The sequence below is a fragment of the Ruegeria sp. H9 genome (assembly GCF_056532915.1).
Genome location: NZ_JBQFNX010000003.1, coordinates 20,127 through 45,100, shown reverse-complemented (window position 1 = coordinate 45,100; position 24,974 = coordinate 20,127). Strand labels below are relative to the sequence as shown.

General features: G+C 57.2%; 24 protein-coding genes and 1 pseudogene. 8 read left to right on the top strand and 17 right to left on the bottom strand.

What is annotated here, in order from left to right:
* The first annotated feature begins 1 nt into the window (after position 1).
* The 6 genes and pseudogenes from ccrA (at position 2) to ACR0CZ_RS14315 (ending at position 5,416) form a co-directional block, all read left to right on the top strand.
* The gene (gene ccrA / locus ACR0CZ_RS14340) at positions 2–1,288 is read left to right on the top strand and encodes a crotonyl-CoA carboxylase/reductase (protein ID WP_170395824.1); all 1,287 of its coding nucleotides are present in this window, start codon (positions 2–4) and stop codon (positions 1,286–1,288) included.
* A 210-nt stretch (positions 1,289–1,498) separates the two neighbouring features.
* Positions 1,499–1,717 carry a hypothetical protein gene (locus ACR0CZ_RS14335; protein ID WP_152610760.1) on the top strand — a complete coding sequence of 73 codons (219 nt, stop codon included), beginning with the start codon at positions 1,499–1,501 and terminating at the stop codon, positions 1,715–1,717.
* Positions 1,656–2,375 (top strand): helix-turn-helix transcriptional regulator, encoded by a 720-nt coding sequence (locus ACR0CZ_RS14330; RefSeq protein ID WP_170395826.1) that lies wholly within the window; start codon positions 1,656–1,658, stop codon positions 2,373–2,375. The genes ACR0CZ_RS14335 and ACR0CZ_RS14330 overlap by 62 nt, the downstream gene beginning before the upstream one ends.
* Positions 2,376–2,458: 83 nt before the next feature.
* Positions 2,459–3,097, top strand: a complete 639-nt coding sequence (locus ACR0CZ_RS14325; protein ID WP_170395828.1) for an acyl-homoserine-lactone synthase — start codon at positions 2,459–2,461, stop codon at positions 3,095–3,097.
* Positions 3,098–3,157: 60 nt separating this feature from the next.
* The gene (locus ACR0CZ_RS14320) at positions 3,158–4,690 is read left to right on the top strand and encodes an AAA family ATPase (protein ID WP_170395830.1); all 1,533 of its coding nucleotides are present in this window, start codon (positions 3,158–3,160) and stop codon (positions 4,688–4,690) included.
* Positions 4,687–5,416: pseudogene (locus ACR0CZ_RS14315) on the top strand (SDR family oxidoreductase). Before ACR0CZ_RS14320 ends, ACR0CZ_RS14315 begins: the two are co-directional and overlap by 4 nt.
* Before the next feature lie 3 nt (positions 5,417–5,419).
* On the opposite strand, the gene ACR0CZ_RS14310 reads toward ACR0CZ_RS14315, so the two are convergent.
* The 13 genes from ACR0CZ_RS14310 to ACR0CZ_RS14250 all read right to left on the bottom strand — a co-directional run bounded on the left by ACR0CZ_RS14310 (position 5,420) and on the right by ACR0CZ_RS14250 (position 16,377).
* Entirely contained in the window at positions 5,420–6,184 is a 765-nt protein-coding gene (locus tag ACR0CZ_RS14310) for a TIGR02186 family protein (protein WP_170395832.1), read from the bottom strand.
* Position 6,185: 1 nt separating this feature from the next.
* Positions 6,186–7,106, bottom strand: a complete 921-nt coding sequence (locus ACR0CZ_RS14305; protein WP_170395834.1) for a sulfite exporter TauE/SafE family protein — start codon at positions 7,104–7,106, stop codon at positions 6,186–6,188.
* A gap of 260 nt (positions 7,107–7,366) precedes the next feature.
* Complete coding sequence (locus ACR0CZ_RS14300) at positions 7,367–8,377, bottom strand: ABC transporter permease (protein WP_170395835.1); 1,011 nt, start codon at positions 8,375–8,377, stop codon at positions 7,367–7,369.
* On the bottom strand, positions 8,377–9,471 hold the full coding sequence (locus tag ACR0CZ_RS14295; protein WP_170395837.1) for an ABC transporter permease: 1,095 nt from the start codon (positions 9,469–9,471) through the stop codon (positions 8,377–8,379). Before ACR0CZ_RS14295 ends, ACR0CZ_RS14300 begins: the two co-directional genes overlap by 1 nt.
* A gap of 3 nt (positions 9,472–9,474) precedes the next feature.
* Entirely contained in the window at positions 9,475–11,004 is a 1,530-nt protein-coding gene (locus tag ACR0CZ_RS14290) for an ABC transporter ATP-binding protein (RefSeq protein WP_170395839.1), read from the bottom strand.
* Positions 11,005–11,085: 81 nt separating this feature from the next.
* Positions 11,086–12,084 (bottom strand): BMP family lipoprotein, encoded by a 999-nt coding sequence (locus ACR0CZ_RS14285; protein ID WP_170395841.1) that lies wholly within the window; start codon positions 12,082–12,084, stop codon positions 11,086–11,088.
* A 135-nt stretch (positions 12,085–12,219) separates the two neighbouring features.
* Positions 12,220–12,636 (bottom strand): GNAT family N-acetyltransferase, encoded by a 417-nt coding sequence (locus ACR0CZ_RS14280; RefSeq protein WP_480502871.1) that lies wholly within the window; start codon positions 12,634–12,636, stop codon positions 12,220–12,222.
* A gap of 11 nt (positions 12,637–12,647) precedes the next feature.
* On the bottom strand, positions 12,648–13,238 hold the full coding sequence (tsaB, locus tag ACR0CZ_RS14275) for a tRNA (adenosine(37)-N6)-threonylcarbamoyltransferase complex dimerization subunit type 1 TsaB (protein WP_170465917.1): 591 nt from the start codon (positions 13,236–13,238) through the stop codon (positions 12,648–12,650).
* Entirely contained in the window at positions 13,228–13,791 is a 564-nt protein-coding gene (locus ACR0CZ_RS14270) for a NifU family protein (RefSeq protein ID WP_170395847.1), read from the bottom strand. The genes tsaB and ACR0CZ_RS14270 overlap by 11 nt, the downstream gene beginning before the upstream one ends.
* A gap of 69 nt (positions 13,792–13,860) precedes the next feature.
* Entirely contained in the window at positions 13,861–14,454 is a 594-nt protein-coding gene (locus ACR0CZ_RS14265; RefSeq protein WP_170395849.1) for a 2-hydroxychromene-2-carboxylate isomerase, read from the bottom strand.
* A gap of 9 nt (positions 14,455–14,463) precedes the next feature.
* Positions 14,464–14,919, bottom strand: a complete 456-nt coding sequence (locus tag ACR0CZ_RS14260; protein ID WP_074736907.1) for a universal stress protein — start codon at positions 14,917–14,919, stop codon at positions 14,464–14,466.
* Positions 14,920–14,992: 73 nt separating this feature from the next.
* Positions 14,993–15,856 (bottom strand): branched-chain amino acid aminotransferase, encoded by an 864-nt coding sequence (locus ACR0CZ_RS14255; protein ID WP_480537160.1) that lies wholly within the window; start codon positions 15,854–15,856, stop codon positions 14,993–14,995.
* A 59-nt stretch (positions 15,857–15,915) separates the two neighbouring features.
* A complete protein-coding gene (locus ACR0CZ_RS14250) occupies positions 15,916–16,377 on the bottom strand; it encodes an Lrp/AsnC family transcriptional regulator (protein WP_170395853.1) in 462 nt (153 codons plus the stop codon).
* A gap of 129 nt (positions 16,378–16,506) precedes the next feature.
* Between ACR0CZ_RS14250 and ACR0CZ_RS14245 the strand changes: the two genes are divergently transcribed.
* Entirely contained in the window at positions 16,507–17,556 is a 1,050-nt protein-coding gene (locus ACR0CZ_RS14245; RefSeq protein WP_170395855.1) for a Glu/Leu/Phe/Val dehydrogenase dimerization domain-containing protein, read from the top strand.
* Positions 17,557–17,622: 66 nt separating this feature from the next.
* Here the strand turns inward: ACR0CZ_RS14245 and trpS are convergent, their stop codons facing one another.
* A complete protein-coding gene (trpS, locus tag ACR0CZ_RS14240; protein WP_170395857.1) occupies positions 17,623–18,651 on the bottom strand; it encodes a tryptophan--tRNA ligase in 1,029 nt (342 codons plus the stop codon).
* Positions 18,652–18,737: 86 nt separating this feature from the next.
* On the opposite strand from trpS, the gene ACR0CZ_RS14235 reads away from it, so the two are divergent.
* Positions 18,738–19,424: a rhomboid family intramembrane serine protease gene (locus ACR0CZ_RS14235; protein WP_170395859.1), complete on the top strand. Its 687-nt coding sequence runs from the start codon at positions 18,738–18,740 to the stop codon at positions 19,422–19,424.
* 6 nt (positions 19,425–19,430) lie between these two features.
* Here ACR0CZ_RS14235 and murJ read toward each other — a convergent pair whose 3' ends face one another.
* From murJ to ACR0CZ_RS14220, 3 genes are read right to left on the bottom strand one after another with little or no spacing between them, the layout of a single operon-like run.
* Positions 19,431–20,972, bottom strand: coding sequence for a murein biosynthesis integral membrane protein MurJ (gene murJ, locus ACR0CZ_RS14230; protein ID WP_170395861.1), 1,542 nt, complete (start codon positions 20,970–20,972; stop codon positions 19,431–19,433).
* A complete protein-coding gene (locus tag ACR0CZ_RS14225) occupies positions 20,969–23,788 on the bottom strand; it encodes a [protein-PII] uridylyltransferase (protein WP_170395863.1) in 2,820 nt (939 codons plus the stop codon). The genes murJ and ACR0CZ_RS14225 overlap by 4 nt, the downstream gene beginning before the upstream one ends.
* Complete coding sequence (locus tag ACR0CZ_RS14220) at positions 23,748–24,920, bottom strand: penicillin-binding protein activator (protein WP_170395865.1); 1,173 nt, start codon at positions 24,918–24,920, stop codon at positions 23,748–23,750. The genes ACR0CZ_RS14225 and ACR0CZ_RS14220 overlap by 41 nt, the downstream gene beginning before the upstream one ends.
* Positions 24,921–24,974 lie beyond the last annotated feature (54 nt).

Genomic DNA, 24,974 nt, shown 5'->3' with positions numbered 1-24,974 from the left:
CATGGCTTTGGATGTCGACAGCGGTATCGCGTCGTATGAGGCGCCGGAAAAGGACCTCTACGAGATGGGTGAAATCCCCCCGATGGGGTATGTTCCCAAGCAAATGTATGCCTGGGCCATCCGGAAAGAGCGCCACGGTGAGCCAGACACAGCGATGCAGTTGGAAGTCGTTGATGTCCCGAAGCTGGACAGCCACGAAGTGCTGGTTCTCGTTATGGCGGCGGGTGTAAACTACAACGGCGTCTGGGCATCGCTTGGCAAGCCGATCAGCCCGTTTGATGGCCACGGCCAACCCTTTCACATCGCAGGTTCAGATGCGTCGGGCATCGTCTGGGCGGTTGGTGACAAAGTGAAGCGCTGGAAAGTCGGCGATGAAGTCGTGATTCACTGCAACCAGGACGATGGCGATGACGAACACTGCAACGGTGGTGATCCGATGTATTCGCCCAGCCAGCGCATCTGGGGATATGAGACACCTGATGGCTCGTTCGCGCAGTTTACAAATGTTCAGGCACAGCAGCTGATGCCGCGTCCCAAGCACCTGACCTGGGAAGAAAGCGCCTGCTACACGCTGACCTTGGCAACAGCCTATCGGATGCTTTTTGGGCACGAGCCGCACGATCTGAAGCCGGGCCAGAACGTCCTGGTTTGGGGCGCATCGGGCGGTCTGGGCTCTTACGCGATACAGTTGATCAACACCGCGGGTGCCAATGCGATCGGCGTGATATCGGATGAAAGCAAGCGTGAGTTTGTGATGGACCTTGGCGCCAAAGGCGTCATCAACCGCAAGGATTTCAACTGCTGGGGCCAGCTGCCCACGGTGAATACTCCGGAATATGCTGAATGGTTCAAAGAAGCCCGCAAGTTTGGCAAGGCCATCTGGGATATTACCGGCAAAGGTGTGAACGTCGACATGGTGTTCGAGCACCCCGGCGAAAGCACGTTCCCGGTGTCCACTTTTGTCGTGAAAAAGGGAGGTATGGTTGTGATCTGCGCCGGGACCACTGGCTACAACCTGACCTTCGACGTGCGTTACATGTGGATGCACCAAAAACGCTTGCAGGGCTCGCATTTTGCGCATCTCAAACAGGCTTCGGCTGCAAACCAGCTAATGGTCGAGCGCCGCTTGGATCCGTGCATGTCCGAAGTGTTCACTTGGCAGGATCTGCCTGAGGCGCACATGAAGATGATGCGTAACGAACACAAGCCGGGCAACATGTCGGTGCTGGTTCAGGCTCCGCATACAGGCATGCGCACCCTTGAAGAAGTATTGGCTGCCCGCGACTAACGGTCTCAGGCGAACAGCAGCTGCAACACCCGCAGGGCGCACACACGCCTTGCGGGTGTTCATCGTTTCTATCGATGATTATGTATTTTCAATGCTTTAAGAAATCGCCCCCCGCTATTTCTGGGGAGTAGAAAGCAGCGAGTAGGCCGAATTAGTCTGCACATGTTATGGTTGTGTTAACCCTTCGTTAACTATTTCGGGGACACCCTGATGGCGCAAAATGAGTGGATTTTGGACGTTCTGTCGGACCTCAACGCCTTTGCTGTGGCGAATGGGTTGAGCGCGCTGGCCGAGCAGCTTGACGACACAAGACTGATCGCCGCGGCCGAGATTGCGTCCTCAAAGGATGAGGCTTGCGCGCCCGCGAATGGGAAGAAAATTCGATTTGAGCCAGATCCTAGGGGATTTGGAAAGCACCAGCACGCTTGACGAGCTGACCAGCGTAGCAGTCCAGTTGCGGGACAAGCTGCAAATTGACCACATGACATATCATTGGGTTGATGGGGCCGGGGATCAATACGGGTTCACGACTTATTCGGATGCCTGGGATGAACGGTATCGAGACAGGAATTATCATCGTATTGATCCGGTTATTCTGGGTTGTTTTCAGCGATTTCACGCTGTGGACTGGAAACAGCTGAACTGGTCGGGCAAAGCAGTAAAGGCCTTCCTGCAGGACGCGCAGGAACATGGCGTCGGCAATCAGGGCTATTCGATCCCGCTGCGGGGGCCAGGCGGGCAATTCGCGCTGTTTACGGTCAACAACAGCTGTGATGACATCGCATGGCAGGCATTTGTCGAAACGTATGGCCGAGATCTCATATTGGTGGCGCATTTCCTCAATCGAAAAGCGCTGGAATTTGCAAAAGAACGGCAGCCGGACAACATGCGGGGGCTCTCGCCCCGCGAAATCGATGCAATGACATTGCTGGCGCTGGGGTATAGCCGAGCGCAGGTGGCGCACTCGCTTTCCATTTCTGAGCATACGCTCAGGGCCTATATCGAAAGCGCACGCTCAAAACTCGGTGCGCAAAATACGACTCATGCAATCGCCACTGCACTCAGTAGAGGATTAATAGTCGTTTAACGACCGTACGGTGGTCTCACCTTAAATTAACCACGTGTTCGTACCCCCTTTGTTCCAACTATGGACGACAAGGGGAACACGTCATGTTGCGTTATTTGTATGCCGATGAGCTGCATAACTTTCCGGAATTGGCCAGGGGGATGTACAGGGATCGCGCGGATCAGTTCAAAACCCGCCTTGGCTGGGATGTTAAGGTTAATGAAAAGGGGGAAGAGCGGGATCAGTACGATGACCTGAACCCGCTCTATGTGATTTGGGAAGAGGCAGATGGCAGCCATGGCGGGTCCATGCGGATCCTACCGACGACCGGTCCGGTCATGGTGAACGACATATTCGGACATCTCACCGGGGGCAGTCCGATCCGAAGCCCACTAATCTGGGAGGTCACTCGCTTTTGCCTCTCGCGCAACGCCAGCGCTCATACTGCTGGGGCCATCATGCTGAGCGGCGGTGAGGTGATGGAAGGGTTTGGCCTGACCCACATAGCGGGCGTTTTTGATGCCCGCATGATCCGGATCTACCGTATGATCGGATCGTCTCCGGTGGTTTTGGGCACCGAAGGGAAAGGGCGCGATCAGATCTCGGTCGGCCTGTGGCCTTATTCAGCGGATGATTGCAACCGTGTAGCAGCCCGCGCAGGCATCCCGCGAGAGTTGTCGCGCCTGTGGTTCAAGACAGCATTTGGCCATGGCGCACAGCACCGGTTCGCTTTGTCGGCATAAGCATACGGAAAAACCAATCGGCATCTGGCAGCGCGCGGCGCGTCCCTGTAGGGTCGCGCCATGTCCTTGCCCCAAGTCACATTTTCCGAAGATCAGGCCGCCGCTTTTGACAACATTGCCGAGATGTTGCGAGGTGCCGGAGTAGACCTTGAAGACGACGCTCTGCTGAAACTGCCCGGCAGCGGAAAGTCTGGTGTTATGGCCGTTATTGGCAAGGCTGGATCGGGCAAAACCCTGTTGCTGGCAGAGCTTTACAAAGCTTTGGCCGAGACGGGGGTCAACCTGATCTCGGGCGATTTCGAAAGCCGCAAATCCCGCGACAAGCGCAGCCTTGCGATCCTCGCGCCGACGAACAAGGCCGCTAGCGTATTGCGGCTGCGTGGGGTGCCCGCGACGACGATCCATCGCATCCTTTATACGCCTGTTTACGACCCTGAATACGAGCGGATCGCCGAATGGCTCGCGGGCAATGACGAACGGCCCGAGATCGAAGGGCTGACAGACGAAGCGCTGGACCGCGCAGCCGCGTTCTATGCCAACAACAAATCCATCCCTGGTGCGCTGGCCGCTGCTGGGTTGCGCGGTTCGGATTTCATCACCGGCTGGAAACGTCGGGAAGAGCCGCTGGATATCGGTTTTGTGGATGAAGCCTCGATGCTAGACGACCGACAATTCGAGGATCTAAAGGAAATCTTCCCAACATTGTTGCTATTTGGTGATCCGGCGCAGTTGGCGCCGGTCAACCAATCGGGCTCGATGGTGTTTGACGGGTTGCCAGAGCCGCGCAAGCAAATCCTGCATCGCGTGCATCGGCAAACTGCGGATAACCCGATCCTAGACCTCGCCCATGCTCTGTCCGATCCGGCCATGGGGTTTGAGGATTTCGAACGTCTGATCGAGGACACTGCCCGAAAGGATGGCCGCGTTGTCTGGGGACAGCGGGTCGAGGTTGATCTGATGGCGCGCAGCCCGGTTCTTGTCTGGCGCAATGCGACCCGAATCCGGCTGATTCAGGCGTTCCGCACCGTACATGGCGCGCCGGAAACTGAACTACTGGAAGGGGAACCGTTGATTTGTGACGGCATTGAGCTGCCGTTGAAGCACCGCAAAAAGCGGCTGGACCTTGAGGCGCGCGGGCTGATCAAAGGCGCACAGGTCATCTATCTTGGCCCTGGTCGCAAGCCGGGTTTTTCGCGGTTGCATGTGATGGGGGCCGAAGACCCTCAGGTCTCGGCGGCGTCGATCGTGCAGATTGAAAAGCCCGATGAGGAGGAGCCGTTCATTCCCTATGCTGCCCGTATGGGGGCAACGTTCCTGCATGGTGCCGCTGTGACGATCCATAAGGCGCAAGGGTCGCAATGGGACACGGTTCAGGTCTTTGCGCCAGACATCTACGCAGCCGCCCGCATGGGCCGTACTGAGGCCGGGCAACCGTTGTGGAAGCGCCTAGCTTATGTCGCCATAACCCGCGCACAGGAGAGGCTAATCTGGGTAGTGCGGAACCGCTTGTCGAAACCGACCCACCCGCTGCGTGTAGATGACCTGCGTGCGGTTGCGGCACCATCCCTGACATTGGAGGCGGAAGAGACATGAAGACGATCATCGTGACCGGTGCAAGCTCGGGCATAGGCCGCGCCACCGCCGAGCTGTTTCTGTCAGAAGGATGGACTGTCGGGCTTCTGGCCCGCAGCGCTGACAAACTTCATGCTATGGCACAGCATAACGCCTCGGCGATCCCGCTGGTCGCCCGATGTGACTGACCCGGATGCCGTTGCAAACGCCTTTACTGCATTCACCCGACAGACCGGGCGATTGGACGTGCTGTTCAACAATGCCGGGATTTTTTCCCCTGGTGGCACCATCGACCAGATCGCGCTTGAGGATTGGTACGGCTCGGTCAATGTGAACCTGAACGGCATGTTCCTGTGTGCACGGGCTGCATTTGCTGCGATGCGGGCTCAGGCGCCGCAGGGGGGGCGTATCATAAACAACGGTTCAATCGCTGCTCATGTGCCGCGCCCGAACTCGGTGCATTATTCTGCGACGAAACACGCGATTACCGGTCTGACGCGCAGCCTGTCTCTGGACGGGCGGAGTTTTGGAATTGCCTGTGGTCAGATCGACATCGGAAATGCGCGCACCCCGATGGTGCAAGGGCTGGTCGATGAGGCACTTGCCGAAGGCCGCGACCCTGATCCCACCATGGATGTCGGGGATGCCGCCCGCTCGGTACTGCATATGGCCGAACTGCCGCTTGAGGCGAATGTGCAGTTCATGACCGTTATGGCCACGACCATGCCCTATATCGGTCGCGGGTGACGATCAGTTCTCGCGCAGTAGGCGGAAGGCTGTCGAAGCGCCCCAACCGGCGGCAATCGCGATGGCCAGTGACATAAGCCCGTACCAAATGGGTTGTTCACGCGACATCGCGTACAAGAAACGCTCAAGCCCGACTTTGCGTACTCCTATCGAGGTTTCAAAGGTCGAGACCACCTTTCCGTCTCGTGTCAGGAAGATACGGGCGCTGTAGTCGCCTTCGGTCAGGTCCGACGGCATGTCGATTGATGTGCGGAACAACGTCTGTTCGTCCACAGCCACTGTGTTTTCCCGGATCGAGTACAGCCCTTCATCTTCGCGGATGCGGATGACCGCCTCGGAAAAATCCTGTGCGCCTTGAATGCTCATGTCCGCACCGACCGACCGGATGGCACGCTCGATCGAAACCTTATAGCGTAGGTCTTCGGTCTGGGTCAGAACCTCGGAAAACGGGGCGCTGGTGGCAACGGCGTAGAAGCTTGGTGCCAGATCAACAACAAGGCTGTCGGTGTTCACCCAGATACCGAACCGTTTCTCTTTGCGGCGTACGGTGACTGGTTCGGATGGGCCGACCACCGATACGATGACCTCAAGCGGTGGACCGTCCGGGATTGGAGCTTCGCGCTTTACCGCGCCGAAAACCAGTATTTCTGACCCGTCAAAATTGGCGGTAATCGACACCCGATCCTGACTTAGGCCCAGAACAACCTGTTCTTCGGCTGCGTAGGCTGGCAGACAGATCAGACAAAGAAGAGCAATCAGACGCAGCATCTTAATGCCCTCCTGCATCGCCAAGCGAATACAACTCGGCGGGTTGAAGCAGAAGATCAAGCGCCAGCTTGCCGCAGACAACAAGTACCAGAGCCGCCAACAAAACACGCAGTTGTTCAGCCGGCATTCGGGCACCGATGACTGTTCCGATTTGGGCACCAACTACGCCACCGACGAGCAGAAGAACCGCCAACACGACATCAACGGTATAGTTGGTGGTGGCGTGCAGCATAGTGGTAAAGGCGGTTACAAAGATGATCTGAAACAGCGAAGTTCCGACAACAACCTTGGTCGGCATGCCCAATAGGTAGATCATCGCGGGCACCATGATAAACCCGCCGCCGACACCCATGATAGCAGACAGGACACCGACAAACAGGCCTACGACAAGCGGTGGAATGACCGAGATGTACAGGCCCGACGTCCGAAACCGCATCTTGAACGGCATGGCGTGCACCCAACCGCGCTGGCGTCGTTTCGGAGGCGGCGTGCCGCCTTTCCGCGTTTTTCTAATCGCGTTCAGGCTTTCGACAAACATCAGACTGCCGATGATGCCCAGAAATACGACATAGCAAAGTTTGACCAGCAGATCGACCTGTCCGAGGCTCTTGAGATAGTTGAAGACAACAACACCCAACGCAGCGCCTGTCAGCCCTCCGACCAAAAGGACTGTACCCATTTTAAGGTCCACGGTTCGGCGCCTGAAATGCGCCAGCACCCCAGAAAATGATGAAGCAACAATCTGGTTTGCCTCGGTTGCAACCGCCACTGCAGGCGGAATGCCGATGAAGAACAGCAGTGGAGTCATCAAAAACCCACCGCCAACGCCAAACATTCCAGACAGAATGCCCACCATTCCACCCAGTCCAAACAGTAGAAACGCGTTTACGGATACTTCGGCAATCGGGAGGTAAATCTGCATGGCTTCTTCTAGACAGGAGAGGCCGTACCACGAGGTGTGGCAAAGCCATTGGTAACATAAATCTCAACAGACGAAGCGCGCGTGCCAGGTAGGGCCATCTAGTTGTTTCCGTGGCTCAACCTGAAAATAGTCGATAGCATGGCTGCGGAACTGATGCGGGACACGTCCATACCCCCTTAGAGCGGTTGCGGCATACAAAATCAACTCTGTATGCCGCTTTGCAGCAAACAGGACTGAGGGGCAGTCCTGAACTGGCTCTATCAGCGTTCCTTTACATATGGTTCGCCGCCTGCGCGTGGCGGTATGGCCTTGCCGACGAACCCGGCAAGAATCACCACGGTCAGGATATAGGGCAGGGCGTCCATGACCTGCACCGGGATCACGACCCCGCCCAAATCGATGTTCTGGAAACGCAAGGCAATGGCCTGCAACAGCCCGAACAACAGGCATGCCCACATCGCGTGCCACGGACGCCATTTTGCAAAGATCAAAGCAGCCAGTGCGATAAATCCGCGCCCGGCGGTCATCTCTTTCACAAAGCCTGCTTGCAGCGCGGTGGCCAGGTAGGCACCTGCGATGCCGCAAAGTACGCCGCAAATCGCAACCGCTGCGTAGCGGAGACCTACAACCGAAACTCCAGCAGTATCCACCGCCGCAGGATTCTCTCCGACCGCGCGCAGACGCAGCCCGAACCGGGTGCGGAACAGAATCCACCAAGTCAGTGGCACCATAAGGAAAGCCACGTACACCAGAATGGAATGGCCAGACAGAAGCTCGGAATAGGCCATATGCAGGGGATTGGTTTCAGACATCAGCTCGGAAACTGGACGGCCTGTCAGTTCGGCGTCAGTCGGACCGATCGCATAAGGGAATTCTGCAGATTCAAACCGCCCTTCACCGAACAATGATGGCGTACGACCACCCTGCTTGAACCAGCTTTGGGCGACAAGAACGGTCATACCTGAGGCGAGAAAGTTGATCGCAACCCCCGAGATCAGCTGATTGCCCCGGAACGTGATCGACGCAAACCCGTGTAGCGCCGAAAGGACCAGAGATGCCGCGATCCCGGCCAGCAATCCCAGCCACACCGAACCGGTTACGGCGGCGACGGCAGCCGAGAAGAATGCTGACATCAGCATCTTGCCTTCAAGGCCGATGTCGAAGATGCCCGCGCGCTCGGAGTATAGTCCGGCCAGGCAGGCAAGCAGCAAAGGCGTAGCCAGTCGGATGGTCGAATCCAGAACCTGGATGAGTGTCAGGAAGAAATCCATCAGGCCGACCCCTTCCGAAGCGCCATGAACAGCTTTTCAAGCGGCATGCGCACCATGTTGTCCAGTGCTCCGGTAAACAGAATGACCAGCGCTTGGATGACCACGATCAGTTCGCGCGGAATCGATGTCCAAAGCGCCAGTTCGGCCCCGCCCTGATACAGAAACCCAAACAGAATAGCGGCTAGAAATACCCCGAATGGATGCGACCGACCCATCAGTGCCACGGCAATTCCAATGAAACCCGCGCCTTCGGTTGCGTTCAGCACCAACCGCTCGGCTTCGCCCATCACGTTGTTGACTGCCATCAGGCCCGCCAGAGCGCCCGAGATCAGCATGGCAATAATCGTGATGCGTACAGGCGAGATACCGGCGTAGACGGCACCGGTTTCCGAATGGCCGTAGGCGCGGATTTCATAGCCCAACCGAGTTCGCCAGATCAGCGCCCAGACAACAAAACACGCAAGGATTGCGACGAAGAACGAGATGTTGGCAGGCGCACCTCGGAAAACGATGTTTTCGGCGCTCGAGAACATCGACTGGAAAGTCGGGAGATGCACTGCCTCGGGGAAACGAGCCGTTGCTGGGTCTTGCGACCCTTGCGGGCGCATGACGTTGACCAGCATGTAATTCAGGAAAGCGGCAGCGATGAAATTGAACATGATCGTGGTGATCACGATATGGCTGCCCCGCTTCGCCTGCAGATAGGCCGGGATCGCGGCCCAGGCTGCACCGAAGATCATCGAAGCAGCACAGGCGGCCAGCAAAGCTATTGTCCAATGCGGCCAAGGGACCGATAGACAGACGATGGCAACGCCCAGTCCGCCCAGCATGGCCTGACCCTCGCCGCCGATGTTGAACAAGCGCGCGTGAAAGGCAACTGCAACCGCGAGTCCGGTGAAGATGAAGTTCGTTGCGTAATAAAGTGTATAGCCCCAGCCGTAGGTTGACCCTAGGGCCCCAGTGACCATCAGATTTACCGCCTCAAGCGGATCTTCCCCGATGGCAAGGATGACGATTGCCGAAAGGATTGTGGCCAGAAGCAGACTGATTAGCGGGATCAGCACCACATCGGCCCATTTGGGCATTTTATCCATGGTTCAGGCGGCCTCTCCTGCAACACCGGCCATCAGCAGGCCTAGTTCTTTTTCATCCGTCTCGGCGGGCAGACGCTCGCCCATGATATGTCCGTCAAACATGACCGCGATCCGGTCCGAGAGTGAGAAGATCTCTTCCAGCTCGACCGAGACCAGCAAGATTGCTTTGCCCTGATCCCTCAAGGCGACGATCTGTTTATGAATGAACTCGATGGCACCGATATCCACGCCGCGTGTGGGCTGGCCCACCAGCAGCAGATCGGGATTGCGCTCGATTTCTCGTGCAACGACGATTTTCTGTTGATTGCCGCCCGAGAAGCTTTTTGCCGTCAGCCAGCCATTGGGCGGGCGCACATCGAACTTCTCGATCTTGGCTTCGGTGTCGGCACGCAGGGCAGCGTTGTCCATGAACAGCCCGCGTTTGTAAGCAGGGTCGCGGTGGTAGCCGAACGCCACGTTCTCCCACGCGTGAAAATCCATGATCAGGCCTTCGCGCTGCCGATCCTCGGGGACATGAGCGATATGTCGGGCGCGCCGCGCTTGCCCGTCCGATCCGGGGCCGTGCAACGCCAGAGGCTCGCCGTTCAGTTTGATCGAGCCTACCCCGGGTCGCATACCGCCCAAAACTTCAAGCAGCTCGGACTGCCCGTTGCCAGCAACGCCCGCGATGCCAACGATCTCACCCGCACGAACGGTTAGGTCGATGCCTTTGACACGCTCGACACCGGCCGAATCGGTGACACTGAGGTTTTCGATTTCCAGAACCGGTTTGCCCGGCTGTGCAGGCACCTTATCAACCTGTAGCAAGACCTTGCGGCCAACCATCAATTCGGCCAGTGCCTGCGGATTGGTATCAGCTGTTTTGACGGTGGCGGTCATCTCACCACGGCGCATAACCGAAACCGTATCGGTGTTCTCCATGATTTCGCGCAGCTTGTGCGTGATCACGATGATTGTTTTACCCTCGGACCGCAGCCGGTCGAGAATGCGAAACAGCTGGTCCGCCTCGGCAGGGGTAAGAACGCCCGTGGGTTCGTCCAGAATCAGAATTTCGGCCTTGCGGTAGAGCGCCTTGAGAATCTCAACCCGCTGCTGCATGCCCACACCGATCTCATCGATGCGTTTGTCAGGGTCGACGAACAGTTCGTATTCTTCCTCTAGATCTTTCAGCTCTTTCCGGGCTTTCGCCAGCGACGGAGCCAACAGCCCACCGTCTTCCGCACCCAGAACGATGTTTTCCAGAACGGTGAAATTCTCGACCAGTTTGAAATGCTGAAACACCATCCCGATGCCCGAGGCGATCGCCGCCTGGCTGTCAGGAATGTCGGTCTTGGTGCCGTTGATCCAGATTTCGCCTTTGTCGGCTTTGTAAAATCCGTAGAGGATGCTCATCAGCGTGGATTTGCCCGCTCCGTTTTCACCGATGATCCCGTGGATCGCTCCGCGGGCGACGCTGATAGAAATATCTTTATTAGCCTGAACCGGCCCAAAGGCTTTGGAAATCCCTTTGAGTTCAATGGCGGGGACGGTCATATCTTGTCCTTGGGTTGCCGAAAGGGCCGCATGCGGCAGAGTGGTGCAGGGCGGAGGCCATGGCCCCCGCCCCCAGTTACATCAGAACTGCAGTGCAGGGCAGCTGTCGTTCTCGTAGTAGCTGACAACGCTTACGTTGCCATCGATGATGTCGCGACGGGCACTTTCAATGGCCGAGCTCATTTCTTCGCTCACCAGTTCCGCGTTGTTTTCATCCATCGCAACGCCAACGCCATCTTGTGCAAGACCCATGGTGTAAACACCGGTCTGGACGTCTTCGCCAGCTTTCATGGCGTCATATACAGCAACGTCCACACGCTTGAGCATCGAGGTCAGGACCTTGCCCGGGTGCAGGTGGTTCTGGTTGCTATCGACACCGATTGACAGGATGCCTTCGTCGGCTGCGGTTTGCAGAACGCCAACACCGGTACCGCCCGCAGCGGCGTAAATCACGTCAGCACCCTGGCTGATCTGTGCTTTGGTCAACTCCGAGCCCTTCACCGGGTCGTTCCATGCTGCAGGGGTGGTGCCTGTCATATTGGCAACAACGTTGATGTCCGGGTTCACGGACTTCGCGCCTTGTGCATAACCACAACCAAAGTGACGGATCAGAGGGATATCCATACCACCGATAAAGCCCACCGTGCCGGATTGGGACGCCATCGCCGCCATCATGCCGACCAGGTATGATCCTTCATGTTCGGCAAATCCTATCTGGCGAATGTTCGGGGCTTCCAGCCAGGTCACGTCGACCGCAACGAATTTGGTATCCGGATAGTCACCTGCCACTGCAGCCAATGGATCGGCCATGGCGAAGCCCATTGTGATAATCGGGTTTGCGCCCGCTTCGGCAAAGCGGCGAAGCGCTTGTTCGCGCTGCGCTTCCGACTGAAGCTCGATCTCGCGATAGCTTTTGCCGGTCTGTTCCGCCCAACGCTGAGCGCCATTATGCGCGGCTTCGTTGAACGATTTGTCGAACTTGCCACCCAGATCAAAGATAAGGGCCGGTTCTGCCATAGCAGCACCTGCTGTTAGTGCAACCGCAGCGGCTGCGCCCATCAAGGATTTCATAAATGTCATTTGTTACTCCCGTTGGCTGTTATCGGTCCGGGGCTTAATCCCCCGGTACCCACTCAGAGCGAGCATACCTGTTGTGATGGCGGGAATTGAAGCTGTTTGCAACAGCTTCGGTCAACACATTTTTGACCATATGGTCTAAAAAAGCGAATATTTTTCGCTCAGGGGGCGTTCCATGACGATCGCATCGGCGTTCGGGCCACTTTTGCGATGATAATAGGCTGCGCGATTGCCGCATGGCGTGTATCCGCAGGTTTGGTACAGAGATATCGCCGAATGGTTATCTGAGGCAACGTCCAGAAATGCACGGATTGCACCGAGTTCTCGTGCCTTGGCGTGCCAGTCTGCCATGATGCGCCGCGCCAGCCCGCGTCTTTGGTAGTCTGGACGTGTCGCGATCGTGAGCAGCTCGGCCTCTTCGCCGATCACTTGAATGAGAGCGAAAGACCGTTTGTCACCAACTACTTGGGTAAAGCGATTGGCGATCAGATTGCTGAATTCTTCAGCGCTCCACGGACGTGACTGTGTGAAGGCTGCGGCGTGGGTTTCTGCCATGTCCTGTGGTGTCATTCGTCCAAAAGCACCGGTGGTACATCGCTGGAGGGGGCCGCATCTGCAGGGCGGACATAAAGCGGAGCAGGTGGCGCTTGAACTGTCGTCCAACGACCAGCGGCCACCTGGGCGATCGCACGGGCCTGCTGTTCTGGGTCCTCGCAGAAATACAAGGGACCAATATCGTCAGCGGCATGACGTGAGGTCAGGTAAGGCGCGCGCCCCTTAGGCTGCACATAAACCTGATCGCGCGGTGCAGCTATCGCCGGGAGATGCCCGTCGGGCGCAATTTCCGCAACTGCATCAAACCCCGACACCCCAACCGCCGGCACGCCGAGCCCAAGAGCCAATCCGCGCGCTGCGGATACCGAGATTCGGATGCCGGTGAAATTCCCGGGGCCGATTCCGACGGCGATCGCATCAAGGTGCCGCCATGTGCAATTGTTCCGGGTCAGGATTTCTTCAAGCAAGGGCATCAACCGTTCCGCCTGCCCACGAGCCATCGCCTCGGCGTGCGATGCGATAATCTTGCCCTCTCGCAGCAAAGCGGCCGCGCAATGCGCGGCCGATGTATCGAATGCCAAAATCGTCGGTTCAGACGGCAACAGGGCGAACCTCGGTCACTTCGGGGATGTAGTGACGCAACAGGTTCTCGATCCCCATTTTCAGCGTTAGGGTCGAGGACGGACAGCCCGCGCAGGCTCCCTGCATGTGCAGATAAACAACGCCGCGGTCAAAGCCGTGGAAGGTGATGTCACCGCCGTCCTGAGCCACAGCAGGACGCACGCGGCTATCCAGCAGATCTTTGATCTGGTTGACAATCTCTGCATCTTCGCCGGTGTGTTCAGCGTGGCCCGAGGCGGTCTCTGCGCCTGCGCCCATAACCGGTTGGCCGGACTGGTAATGCTCCATCACAGCGCCGAGAATTGCGGGCTTGATGTGATCCCACTGCACGTCATCAGATTTGGTTACCGTGACAAAATCGTTGCCGAAGAACACGCCTGTTACGCCGTTTACACCGAATATGCGTTTGGCGAGCGGAGATTTTTCTGCAGCGTCGGCGCTTGGAAAATCAGCGGTGCCTGCTTCCAGAACCGTCTGGCCGGGTAGGAATTTTAGTGTGGCCGGGTTGGGTGTGGATTCGGTTTGAATGAACATGGCGCGGCTCCGTCTAAGATGCACCTGATATGCGCGTCCGTGCGGGGGAAGTCAAGATTTGGAACCGTTCTAAATTGCGGCGGCGTAAGAAATCGCATCATCCAGACGATCATCACCCCAGAACAGCTCGTCCCCAATAACGAAACTCGGCGCACCAAAGATGTGTTTAGCCTTGGCCTGAGTAACTTGCTCGAACAAGGCAGCCTTGATCGCGGGGTCGCTTATCCGATCCATCAGATCAGTCGAAACGCCAGATTTGGTAAGGCACTCAGCCAGAACCGCCGGATTCGATATATCACGACCGGAACCAAACTGTGCAGAATAGACAATGCGTACAAAGGCTGCCCGTTGATCAGGTGGTTCGATCGCCAGCGCTAGCCTTGCTGCTTTCAGGCTGTTTTGCGGAAATGGATCAGGCCGCCGAAATGGTAAATCGCGCGCGGCGCAAAGCCGTTCCATGTCTCGCCACATGTACCGACCTTTTGCCGGGTAGAGGTTGAACGGCGAGTTGTTCCATCCCTGTTCAGCAAAGATCGGCCCCAGAAGGAATGGGTGCCATTCTATGGCAACTCCATATTCCGAAGCCGCCTGCTGGATACGCATCGCGCTGAGATAAGAATAGGTCGATGCGAAGTCGAACCAGAACTGCAGCTTCGCGGACATAAATTCACCTCAGGTGATGGCTTCCAGCTTCTCTTTGCTCAGATCGCCGGGCACGATGGTAATAGGAATGGGCAAGCTTCCAGAGTTCCGGGTCAGTTGTGTCACCAACGGTCCGGGGCCTTTTTTGTCAGTACCTGCACCCAGAACCAATACGCCGATCTCGGGATCGGATTGGACATGTTCAATGATTTCGGCCACCGGATCGCCTTCACGGATTGCCAATTCGGGCTCGACACCCTGTTTGTCGCGCATCCATTTGGCGAACACCTCGAAATGCGCGTGTATGCGTTCACGCGCCTCTTCGCGCATCACCTCGGCGACACCGATCCAGTGGTTGAATTCGTCCGGTGGAATTACCGAAAGAACCGTAACCCCGCCGCCAGTATGTGCCGCACGCATAGCGGCAAAGCGCATGGCGTTCAGGCATTCACGGCTGTCGTCCAGAACGACTAGGAACTTGCGCATGTTTGTCCTCGTTTGTTTTCGGGATCATGCCCCACAGGGTAAGCAGTGGCAATTGAAACAGAAAAGGAGCAGATCAGCAATTGCTTGCAGCCCAATCCCAGTACATCTCGCGTGTGCGACGGGCGATTGGGCCCACCTGATACCGTGTGTCATCCAGCGCGGTGATTGGCGTCACTTTGCTCATGTTACCGCTCATGAACACTTCGTCCGCGTCGTGAAAGTCATCGAAACTCAGCACGGTTTCATGCACGGTTACCCCGTCGGCGCGCAGGTTTTTAATATGCCGCGCGCGTGTAATCCCGGCCAAGAATGTCCCATTGGGGATTGGAGTAAAAACCTCACCATCGCGCGCCATGAAGATATTTGCGGTCGCAGTCTCGGCCACATGCCCCATCGCGTCGGCCACAAGGGCGTTCGAAAAGCCCTTGCTGCGTGCCTCCTGCAACATCCGGGCATTGTTCGGATACAGGCACCCTGCCTTTGCATTGACCACAGCGGATTCCAGGACAGGACGGCGGAACCGAGTGGTTGTCAGCGTCGCCGAGGCGGTTTCGGGTGCCATTGGGATTTCTTCAAGACAGATGGCAAAGCCAGTGCTGTTTTCCTGAGGGACGATGGCGGTGTGATCCCCGTCGATGCCCCAATACATGGGGCGAATGTAAACGGCGGTGTCTGGTGCGTAACTCTGTAACCCTTCGTAAACCAGATCGACCATCTGTTCGGTCGTCACAGATGGTGTGAGCATCAGCGCCTCGGCCGATCGATTTACGCGGGCGCAATGGGCATCAAGATCCGGGGTCATTCCATCGAAGAAGCGGGCTCCGTCGAATACGGACGAGCCAAGCCATGCGCCATGATCGGCTGCCCGCATGATCGGGGCGTCCCCGTCGTGCCATTGCCCATCGAAATAGGTACGGATGTTTTTGCCGACTGCCATTACGCCCTCCCTCAAGCTTCGGGGAAACCTAGGTTGGGGCTGACGCAAGGTCCAGCAGATTATCCGTGGTGCTGAGGCAGCGCTTCGCGTTTGACCATGGTGCGCAAAGCGAAGTTTGATCGTAGGTTTCGAATGCCCGAAATTTTCATAAGCCGGTTCTCCAGAAATGCATCAAACGCATTGAGGTCTTTGGCAACCACGCGCAGCAGAATGTCGCGTGATCCGGTCATGAGGTAGCAATCCATCACCTCATCACAGCGGCGAATGGCCTTTTCGAAGGAATCGATGGCGTTGCGATCCTGTTTCTCCAACTCGACAGACACAAAGATTGTGACGCCGAATCCAAGCCGCTCGGGGTCGACCTGTGCGGCGTAGCCGGTGATAATCCCGTCCCGCTGCAGCCGATCCAAACGCCGTGCGCAGGGTGTCGGGGACAGCCCGACATGCTCCGCCAAATCAATGACAGTCATACGGCCATCGTTTTGAAGGGCGCGGATTATCTTGGAATCGATATCATCCATGGCGAAAAACTCCACAAAAGTTTTCAATTTTAGATTTTAGCACCAAAAATTTCCCTGATATAGTGACAAAAGGGTGAAAATCACTCGACGATAGGTGGCAAACTCTCGGAAGCATTCCGGAGGAGAAGAATGGACATCACCATCGTAGACGCGCCAGAGCACGAGCGCGTGGTCGAATTCAAAGATAACTCACTTGGTCTATTGGGCTACATCGCGATCCACTCAACGCAACGTGGCCCCGCTGCGGGCGGTGTGCGCATGCGCCCTTATGGCCACCCAGCCGAGGCCCTGGACGATGCTTTGCGACTGGCAAGGGGCATGACGTTCAAGAACGCCGCGGCAGATCTGCCGCTCGGGGGAGGCAAGGCTGTCATTATCGGGGATCCTCATGAGGATAAATCACCTGAACTTTTGCAGGCCTTTGGACGTGTGATTCAAGGTTTGAACGGTTTGTACTGGACGGCAGAAGATATGGGTATGACGCCTGCAGATATGGCGCATATCGGGTCTGAAACCGAATTTGTGGCTGGACTGGCGGAAGGTGAGTTCGCCAGCGGTGATCCGTCTCCGATAACGGCGCGCGGGATATTCAATGCTATCCGGGTGACAGCGCAGCACCGGTTCAGGCTTTCTGGCCTGAAAGGCCTGACGGTATCGGTTCAGGGTCTTGGCCATGTAGGCGAGCATTTGTGCCAGTTGTTGCACGATTCTGGTGCGCAGTTAATCGTAACTGACATCGACACCCGGCAAGCGGCCCGCGTGGCCGAACGGTTTGCGGCACGGGTCGTTGCACCCGATGCGATCTACGGCGTTGAAGCGGATATCTTTGCGCCTTGTGCGATCGGCGGCATCCTGAACGAAACGAGTATTCCATTACTGAAAGTCGGCGCTGTGGCCGGAGGGGCAAATAATCAGTTGTCCAGCGATCGGGACGCGCAGTTGCTCCACGAGCGTGGCATTCTTTACGCCCCTGACTTCGTCGCCAATGGCGGTGGTATCGTGAATGTGGCGACGGAAATCCTCCGTGTCGCAGAGCGTGAAGCTTGGGTCGCCGGTAGGTTGCAGGCGCTGGAGCAGACGATGGATCGCATCCTGACACGGGCCAAAGCCGAGGCGGTCAGCCCGCACGAAGTTGCGGAATCCATCGTGCACGAGATGCTGAGCCTGCAGGCGGCATAAGGGCCGACGGAATTAAAAACGCCGCCCGAGATAGGGCGGCGTTCTTTTTGGATTGCGATCGCGTGGTCAGGAATTGCCCGCGCCGACCATCCCTACAATCTCGTAGGTCTGCTGCAGAATCGGGGCCGCGATTGCACGTGCCCGTTCAGCACCTCGGGCGAGAATCTGATCAATCTCGGCCTCTTCGCCCATCAGGCGCGCCATTTCAGTTGAAATGGGCGAGAGTTTCGAGACCGCAAGTTCTGCCAACATTGGCTTGAACTCACCGAATTGCTTCCCGCCAACCTCAGCCAGCACTTGTGCGGCCGTCTGGTCGCTAAGCGCGGCATAGATATTCACCAGATTGCGCGCCTCGGGACGGTCTTCAAGGCCATCGACCTCCGACGGCAAAGCGTCCGGATCGGTCTTGGCTTTACGGATCTTCTTGGCGATGGCATCGGCATCATCGGTCATGTTGATCCGCGTCATATCAGACGGGTCTGACGACGACATCTTCCGGGACCCGTCACGCAGGTTCATCACACGGGGCGCAGGCCCACCGATGACCGGTTCGGTCACCGGAAAGAAATCGACGCTATAGTCATGGTTGAACTTGATTGCGATGTCGCGCGTCAGTTCCAGATGTTGCTTCTGGTCTTCACCAACAGGCACATGGGTCGCGTGATAGACCAGAATGTCTGCCGCCATCAGGGCAGGATAGGCGAACAGACCCAAAGAGGCGTTCTGCGCATTCTTACCGGCCTTGTCCTTGAACTGTGTCATTCGCTGCATCCAGCCGATACGGGCGATGCAGTTGAAGATCCATGCCAGCTGTGTGTGCTCGGGCACCTGGCTTTGATTGAACAGGATGGATTTCTCGGGATCCAGACCAGCGGCAATGAACCCCGCGCAAACTTCGCGGGTCTTTTCACGCAGACGATCCGGATCTTGCCAGACAGTAATCGCGTGGAGGTCGACCATGCAGTAGACGGTCTCGTATTCCGGCCCCTGCATATCCACGAAACGTTTAAGTGCACCCAGGTAATTACCCAAGTGCAGGTTTCCTGAAGGCTGGATGCCGGAAAACACGCGCGGCGTGAATTGGGTCTCGGTCATCGAAGGAAACTCCTGTCTGGAAAAATCAGCCCCCGTCGCTTACCCATGAGGCCAAGGGACGTCAACAGCCGCGAAAGGCCAGCCCAATGAGCAGTGAGCATTATACACCGCCCGTGAACCCTCTGCCGCCGGTCGTGGTGGCGCTGGTTCTGTTCATAATCGGGATTGAACTGATCTTCTTGCTTGGCAGCAGGGGCTTGGTCGGAGGGCCGACTGCTGTTGGTTGGCGCTTGGATGCGTTGCAGCAATATACGTTTTCGCCCGATATATTCGATTGGATGGTCCAGAACGGGCGCTGGCCGTTCGAACACGCGATCCGCTTTGTCACATATCCCTTTGTTCAGGCCAATTTCACACAAGCTGTGTTCGTCTGCGTGTTTGTTCTGGCGATGGGGAAGATGGTGGCTGAGGTCTTTGGCAGCGTCGCCATGCTGATCATATTCGTCTTGTCCGGTGTCGGCGGAGCGTTGGCCTATGCAGTGCTGTTGAACCCGCCATATCCACTGGTTGGTGGGTTTCCTCCGGTCTACGGGCTAATCGGTGCGTTCACGTGGTTGCTATGGCGCAAGCTTTCTCTGGTGGGTGAAAACCAATCGCGCGCATTCAGCCTGATCGCGGTTCTTATGGGCATTCAGTTGCTGTTCGGTCTGATCTTCGGTGGGACCTCGGATTGGGTCGCCGATCTGGGCGGTTTTGCCACCGGGTTTGGTTTGTCTTTCTTTCTGGCTCCGGGTGGATGGGCGCGTATCCTCAGCAAAACCCGGCGGGATTGATGCGCCTTAGCTACGGCGCAGCGCTGTTCGGAATTCCGAAATCCTGAAGGCCCCCAAGAGGTGCCCCAAAAGGAAGTAGGCCACCGCCGCAGTTACAATGAGCACGATCAGCGCAAGGTAACGCCAGCCTGGTACGCCGAACGTCCAGCCGAAGAGGTTAATGGCCGTAAACAACACCACCCCCATGCCAGCCGATGCCGCCACGACCCGCCAGATCCGCTGTTTGAACCGGTCATCAAATCGGGCTTCGTCGCCCATTCTGCGCGCGCCGATTGCAAGCAGCGCAACCATGGCCCAGCCAGCAGTCGACGCTGCGATTGCGGGCGCAATCCACCCGAAAATGGGATAAAGCCCAAAGGCAAGCCCGGCATTCACCACCATTGCAACCACAGCGTATCGAAACGGTGATTTGGTATCCTCGCGGGCGAAGAACAACGGTTGCAGCAGCTTCTGCAGCATGAATGCGGGCAGCCCGATACCATAGATGGCCACGGCCAAGGCGGTCGCCGCTGTATCTTCGGCGCTGAACTGGCCACGTTGGAACAGGACCGAGACCAACGGGCCGGGGATGATCATAAAGGCGACTGTCGAAGGCAAGGTCAGCAGCAGAGTAAACTCTCCGGCTCTTGAAAAGGCGTTGCGTGCTCCATCTTTGTCGTCTGCGCGCAGGCGGCGCGACAGGTCGGGTAACAGCACGATGCCGACGGCAATGCCAACCACTCCGAGCGGCAGTTGATACAAACGATCTGCGGCAAACAACCAACTGACTGCCTTTTCGGTTTTTGATGCCACAAGCTGTCCGACTACAAGATTGACTTGCGTTACGCCCATGGCCAACGCCGCAGGAACCGCGATCCGCACCATGCGGCGCATTTCCGGGCTGAGCTTTGGCCAACCGGGCCGAATGCGAATTCCCGCGCGTTCGGTCGCAATCCAGACAAGCGCCAATTGCGCGATGCCTGCGACTGGGATGACCGCGATGAGCCAGCGTATGATTTCTCCACCAGATATCGCGCCAAAGATTAACGCGGAGCAGGCGAATATGTTCAGCAGCACAGGAGCGGCGGCTGCAGCGGCGAAGCGCCCGGTAGCGTTCAATACTCCGGAAAACAGCGCAGCGAGGGACATAAACAGGATGTAGGGGAACACGACGTAACCATAATCCACCGCCAGATCGAAGCGTTCATCACCATAGAATCCTTCGGCGGTTATCCAAACCAACGCGGGCATGAAGACCATCGCCAGACCGACTAGCGCCAGCACCGCCACTGCCAACAGGTTAAACGCATCCTGTGCGAAACCTTCGGCGTCTTCACCGCCTTCAAGGCGTTTTGAAAACATTGGAACAAAGGCTGCGTTGAATGCGCCCTCGGCAAAGAAGCGGCGGAACATATTGGGTAGTCGGAAGGCTGCGACGAAAGCGTCCATCACCGGTCCGGGCCCGATATAAGCGGTCAGCAGGATTTCCCGCAAAAAGCCCAGAATGCGGCTTGCCAAGGTCCAGAACCCAACGGTGAAAAAGCCCGAAATCAGGCGGATCGGCTTCATGATGCGGCCCGCTCGGCACCTTCGGTGATGGCCGCACGCAGCTTGGCTTCCAACCCGCGTTGCTTGGCCTCAGAGTGGTATTTCAGGCCGAACATATCCTTGACATAGAACGTGTCGACCACCTGTTCGCCATAGGTGGCGATCACTGCGTTCGCGATATAGACATTGGCGGCTGCCATCGTGCGCGTCAAATCATATAACAGTCCGGGCCGGTCGCGGGTGTCGACTTCGATGATCGTGTAAATCTCTGAACCTTCGTTGTCGAAGGTGATATGGGTCGGGACGTTGAAGGCGCGTTCGCGCTTCTTGATCTTGTCGCGGGATTTCAATGCGTCCCGTGCGACAACCTCACCCCTGAGTGTCTTGTGAATCATCTGGGTCAGCCGAGGCAGGCGCGTGGCCTCGAAGGGATGGCCCTCGGCGTCCTGAACCCAGAACGCATCAGTTACATATCCGTCTTTCGTCGTATAGCTGCGGGCATCAACCACGTTGGCTCCTACAAGGGCAAGTGCCCCCGCTATGCGAGAAAAAATACCCGGATGATCACCCATGGCAAAACACGCGCGGGTGGCGTCGCGGTCCTCATCCGGATGCAGACGGATTTCTACGGCACCCGGATCGCCGCTGTCCTCCAGCGATTTCAACATTTCCGCGAATTCGACATGTGTCGAAAGGTTCAGTCCCTGCCAATACGGATCATAATGCCGCCCGGTTTCGGTTTTCAGGTCAGATTTGGACCAGTTTTCCAATTCGGCCCGCAACCGCTTTTTCGCCCCATCTCCACGATTGGCTCGGTTAAGCGCCTCCATCCCGGATTCCAGTGCGTGTTTGGTGTCAGCATGCAAAGCGCGCAGCAATGTAGCCTTCCAGTTGTTCCAGGTCGTTGGTCCGACACCGCGGATGTCACAGACTGTCAGCACCGTCAGCAAGTCCAGCCGTTTGACGGTTGCAACAGCTTTCGCGAAATCGCGGATTGTGCGCGGGTCTGAGATGTCGCGTTTTTGCGCCATATCGGACATCAGCAAGTGATAGCGTACAAGCCATTCGACGGTTTCAGAATCCGCCTTGCTCAGCCCTAATCGTGGTGCCACTTTGCGCGCGATTTGCGCACCCAGAATCGAATGATCTTCGGGGCGTCCTTTGCCGATGTCGTGCAGCAACAGAGCCACGTATAGAACCTTTCGGCTAACACCACCCTCCAGGATGGATGACGCCAAGGGCAGTTCCTCGATTAACTCTCCTCGCTCGATCTGCGCCAAATTGACGATGCACTGGATCGTATGCTCGTCCACCGTATAGCTGTGATACATATTGAACTGCATCATCGCCACGATGTGCTCAAACTCGGGCAAAAAGGCTGACAGAACCCCCAACTCGTTCATGCGTCGCAGGGCACGTTCGGGGTTGCCGTGTTTCAGCATCAGATCAAGAAAGATGCGCCGCGCCTCTTTGTCGTTGCGCATCTCATCGTCGATCAGGTTCAGGTTGGCCGTTACCAACCGCATTGCGTCGGGATGGATCAGCATACCCGTGCGCAAACCCTCTTCGAACAACCGTAACAGGTTGACCTTGTCTGACAGGAACGTGTCAGGGTCCGCGATATCCAGGCGGCCATGGACCACGCGGTAACCGGCCTTGACGCGGGGGCGACGGCGGAAAATACGTTCCAGCAAGGCCGCGCCCTTCATGTGCGAGGCTTCCAGTTTGGTCAGGAAAATCCGTGTCAATTCGCCCACACGGGTCGCTTCGCGGAAATAGCGTTGCATGAACACCTCGACGGCGCGCCGACCGGCGCGGTCTTGATATCCCATACGATCGGCCACCTCGACCTGCAGATCGAAGGTCAGTTGTTCCGTCGCGCGGCCCGTCACCAGATGCAAATGAGACCTGACGGCCCAGAGGAATTCTTCGGCTTGCGCGAACTCGTCAAACTCTTCGGGCGTAAAGAGGCCCATAGGGACCAGTTCGGCCACGTCCGTTACGCCATAGATGTATTTTGCGATCCAGTAGAGCGATTGCAGGTCGCGTAAGCCGCCCTTGCCCTCTTTGACATTGGGTTCGACCATATAGCGTTCACCCTGCTTCAGGTGCCGCTCATCGCGCTCTTTCAGCTTGGCTTCGATAAATTCCCGCTCGGTGCCTTTGAAAAGATCGGTCTTCAGGCGCGCTTCAAGTTCTTGCGCAAGGGGCTGATCCCCGACGAGATACCGTTGTTCCAGCATGGCGGTACGGATGGTGAAATCATCGGCCCCCAGACGCAGGCAATCTTTGATCGTGCGTGAAGAGTGACCGACCTTCAGCCGCAGATCCCAGAGAATATAGAGCATGGATTCGATCACGCTCTCGGCCCAGGCGGTGATTTTGTACGGCGTCAGAAAAAGCAGATCTACATCGGATGACGGGGCCATCTCACCCCGGCCATAACCTCCCACTGCCAGCACAGCGATTTTCTCGCCTTGCGTTGGATTTGCCAGCGGATGCAGATGCTCGCTGGCGATGCGCATTGCTGTCCCGACCATCTGATCCGTCAGATAGGTATAGGAATGCGTCAGCGGCAGTGCATCAAATGGGCGCTCGGCAAAGGCGTCCGCAATCGCCTTGCGGCCTGTCTTTTGCGCCTCTCGCAGAATGCGCACCGTCTCGGCGCGCAAGGCTGCGTTGTCCGAACTGATTTCAACAGCGGCGGACAGGTTGGCATTGACCTCGGCGTTGTTAAAAATCTCGTCAGCCGCGCAGATCAGATTGACATCGGGCGCAGAGCCCTGCGCCGGTCGATTAGAATCCGGCGCCAGAGAAGCTTTGTGGGGCAGGGTCAATCACAACCACCTGTTTGTTCTGGATCGTGGCAACAGCCAGACCGCGTTCGTTCGTACCGTTCGGTCGCAGGCGGAAAATACCGCCGACACCCTGAAAACCGGCGTTCTGGGTTAATGCTGCACCTGTCAACGCGTTCGATTTGCCCTGGCTAACCAAGGCTCCGATCGCAGCGATTCCGTCATAGGCAAGCCCGCTGATCGGGTGTGGTGCCTCACCGTAGGTGTTGTTGTAACGCTGGCGATACGCCTGTGCCTTTGCCGGATCGGGAAGTGCGAACCAGCCACCTTGTACGCCAGGCAATTCCAGCGTTTGGGCTGGAATGTCCCAACGTGTCAGGCCGATATACTGAGTTGTCGCAGGAGACACACCAGCCTCGGGCAACAACTGGCTGTAAAGCGGCAGCGCGCCTGCGGTTGTCGCGGTCAGGAAAATCGAATCTGCGCCGGTCGAATCGACCGTTGCTTTAATCGCCGAAACAGAATCGATCACGCCCTGCTGAGACCGGTCATATCCAACTGTGCCCGCATTGTTGACGCGGCTGTTGCTGAGCGCGGCAGCGATGGCAGACTGGCCTAGCTGGCCCGCTGAGTCATTGCTGTGCACAATGACAGTACTGTTTTTACCCTGCTGTCCGGCGTAGTTCACCAGTCTGTTGGCCGTGTTCTGGAAAGTGGGGCCAAGCACATAGACATTGCCGCCCGCAATGCTGGTGTTGTTCGAGAAGGACAGCACGTTCACATTGTTGTTTAGCACCGCAAGTCCTGCCGCGTTTGCGGCTTGTGCGTACACTGGCCCAAGAATGATCTTGGCCCCGTCCGCTACAGCTTGCTGTGCAACCGCCGAGGCCGTTCCGGCATTGCCGGCCGTGTCGTAGACGCGCAGATCAATCTTGACGTTCGGCAAATCCGCGATAGCCAGCCGCGCTGCGTTCTCAAGGCTACGGGCAAGGGCCGCATCGCCAGACTGAGGTGATCCGCTTGGGACCAACAGGGCCACCGGAACCGGGTCAGAGGTGTCGATCGAGGGGCCTCCGCTGATGCCGCCGACTTCACAGGCGGCCAGAAAAGCGGCCGTGGCCAGTACTATGGCGGATTTCGCCAGTTTGCGTGCGGGCTTGCAAACGGTAAACATCTAAAAGAAAACTCCCTGATCCGGCGTCTGAGGGCACCTTGGTCTATTGAACCG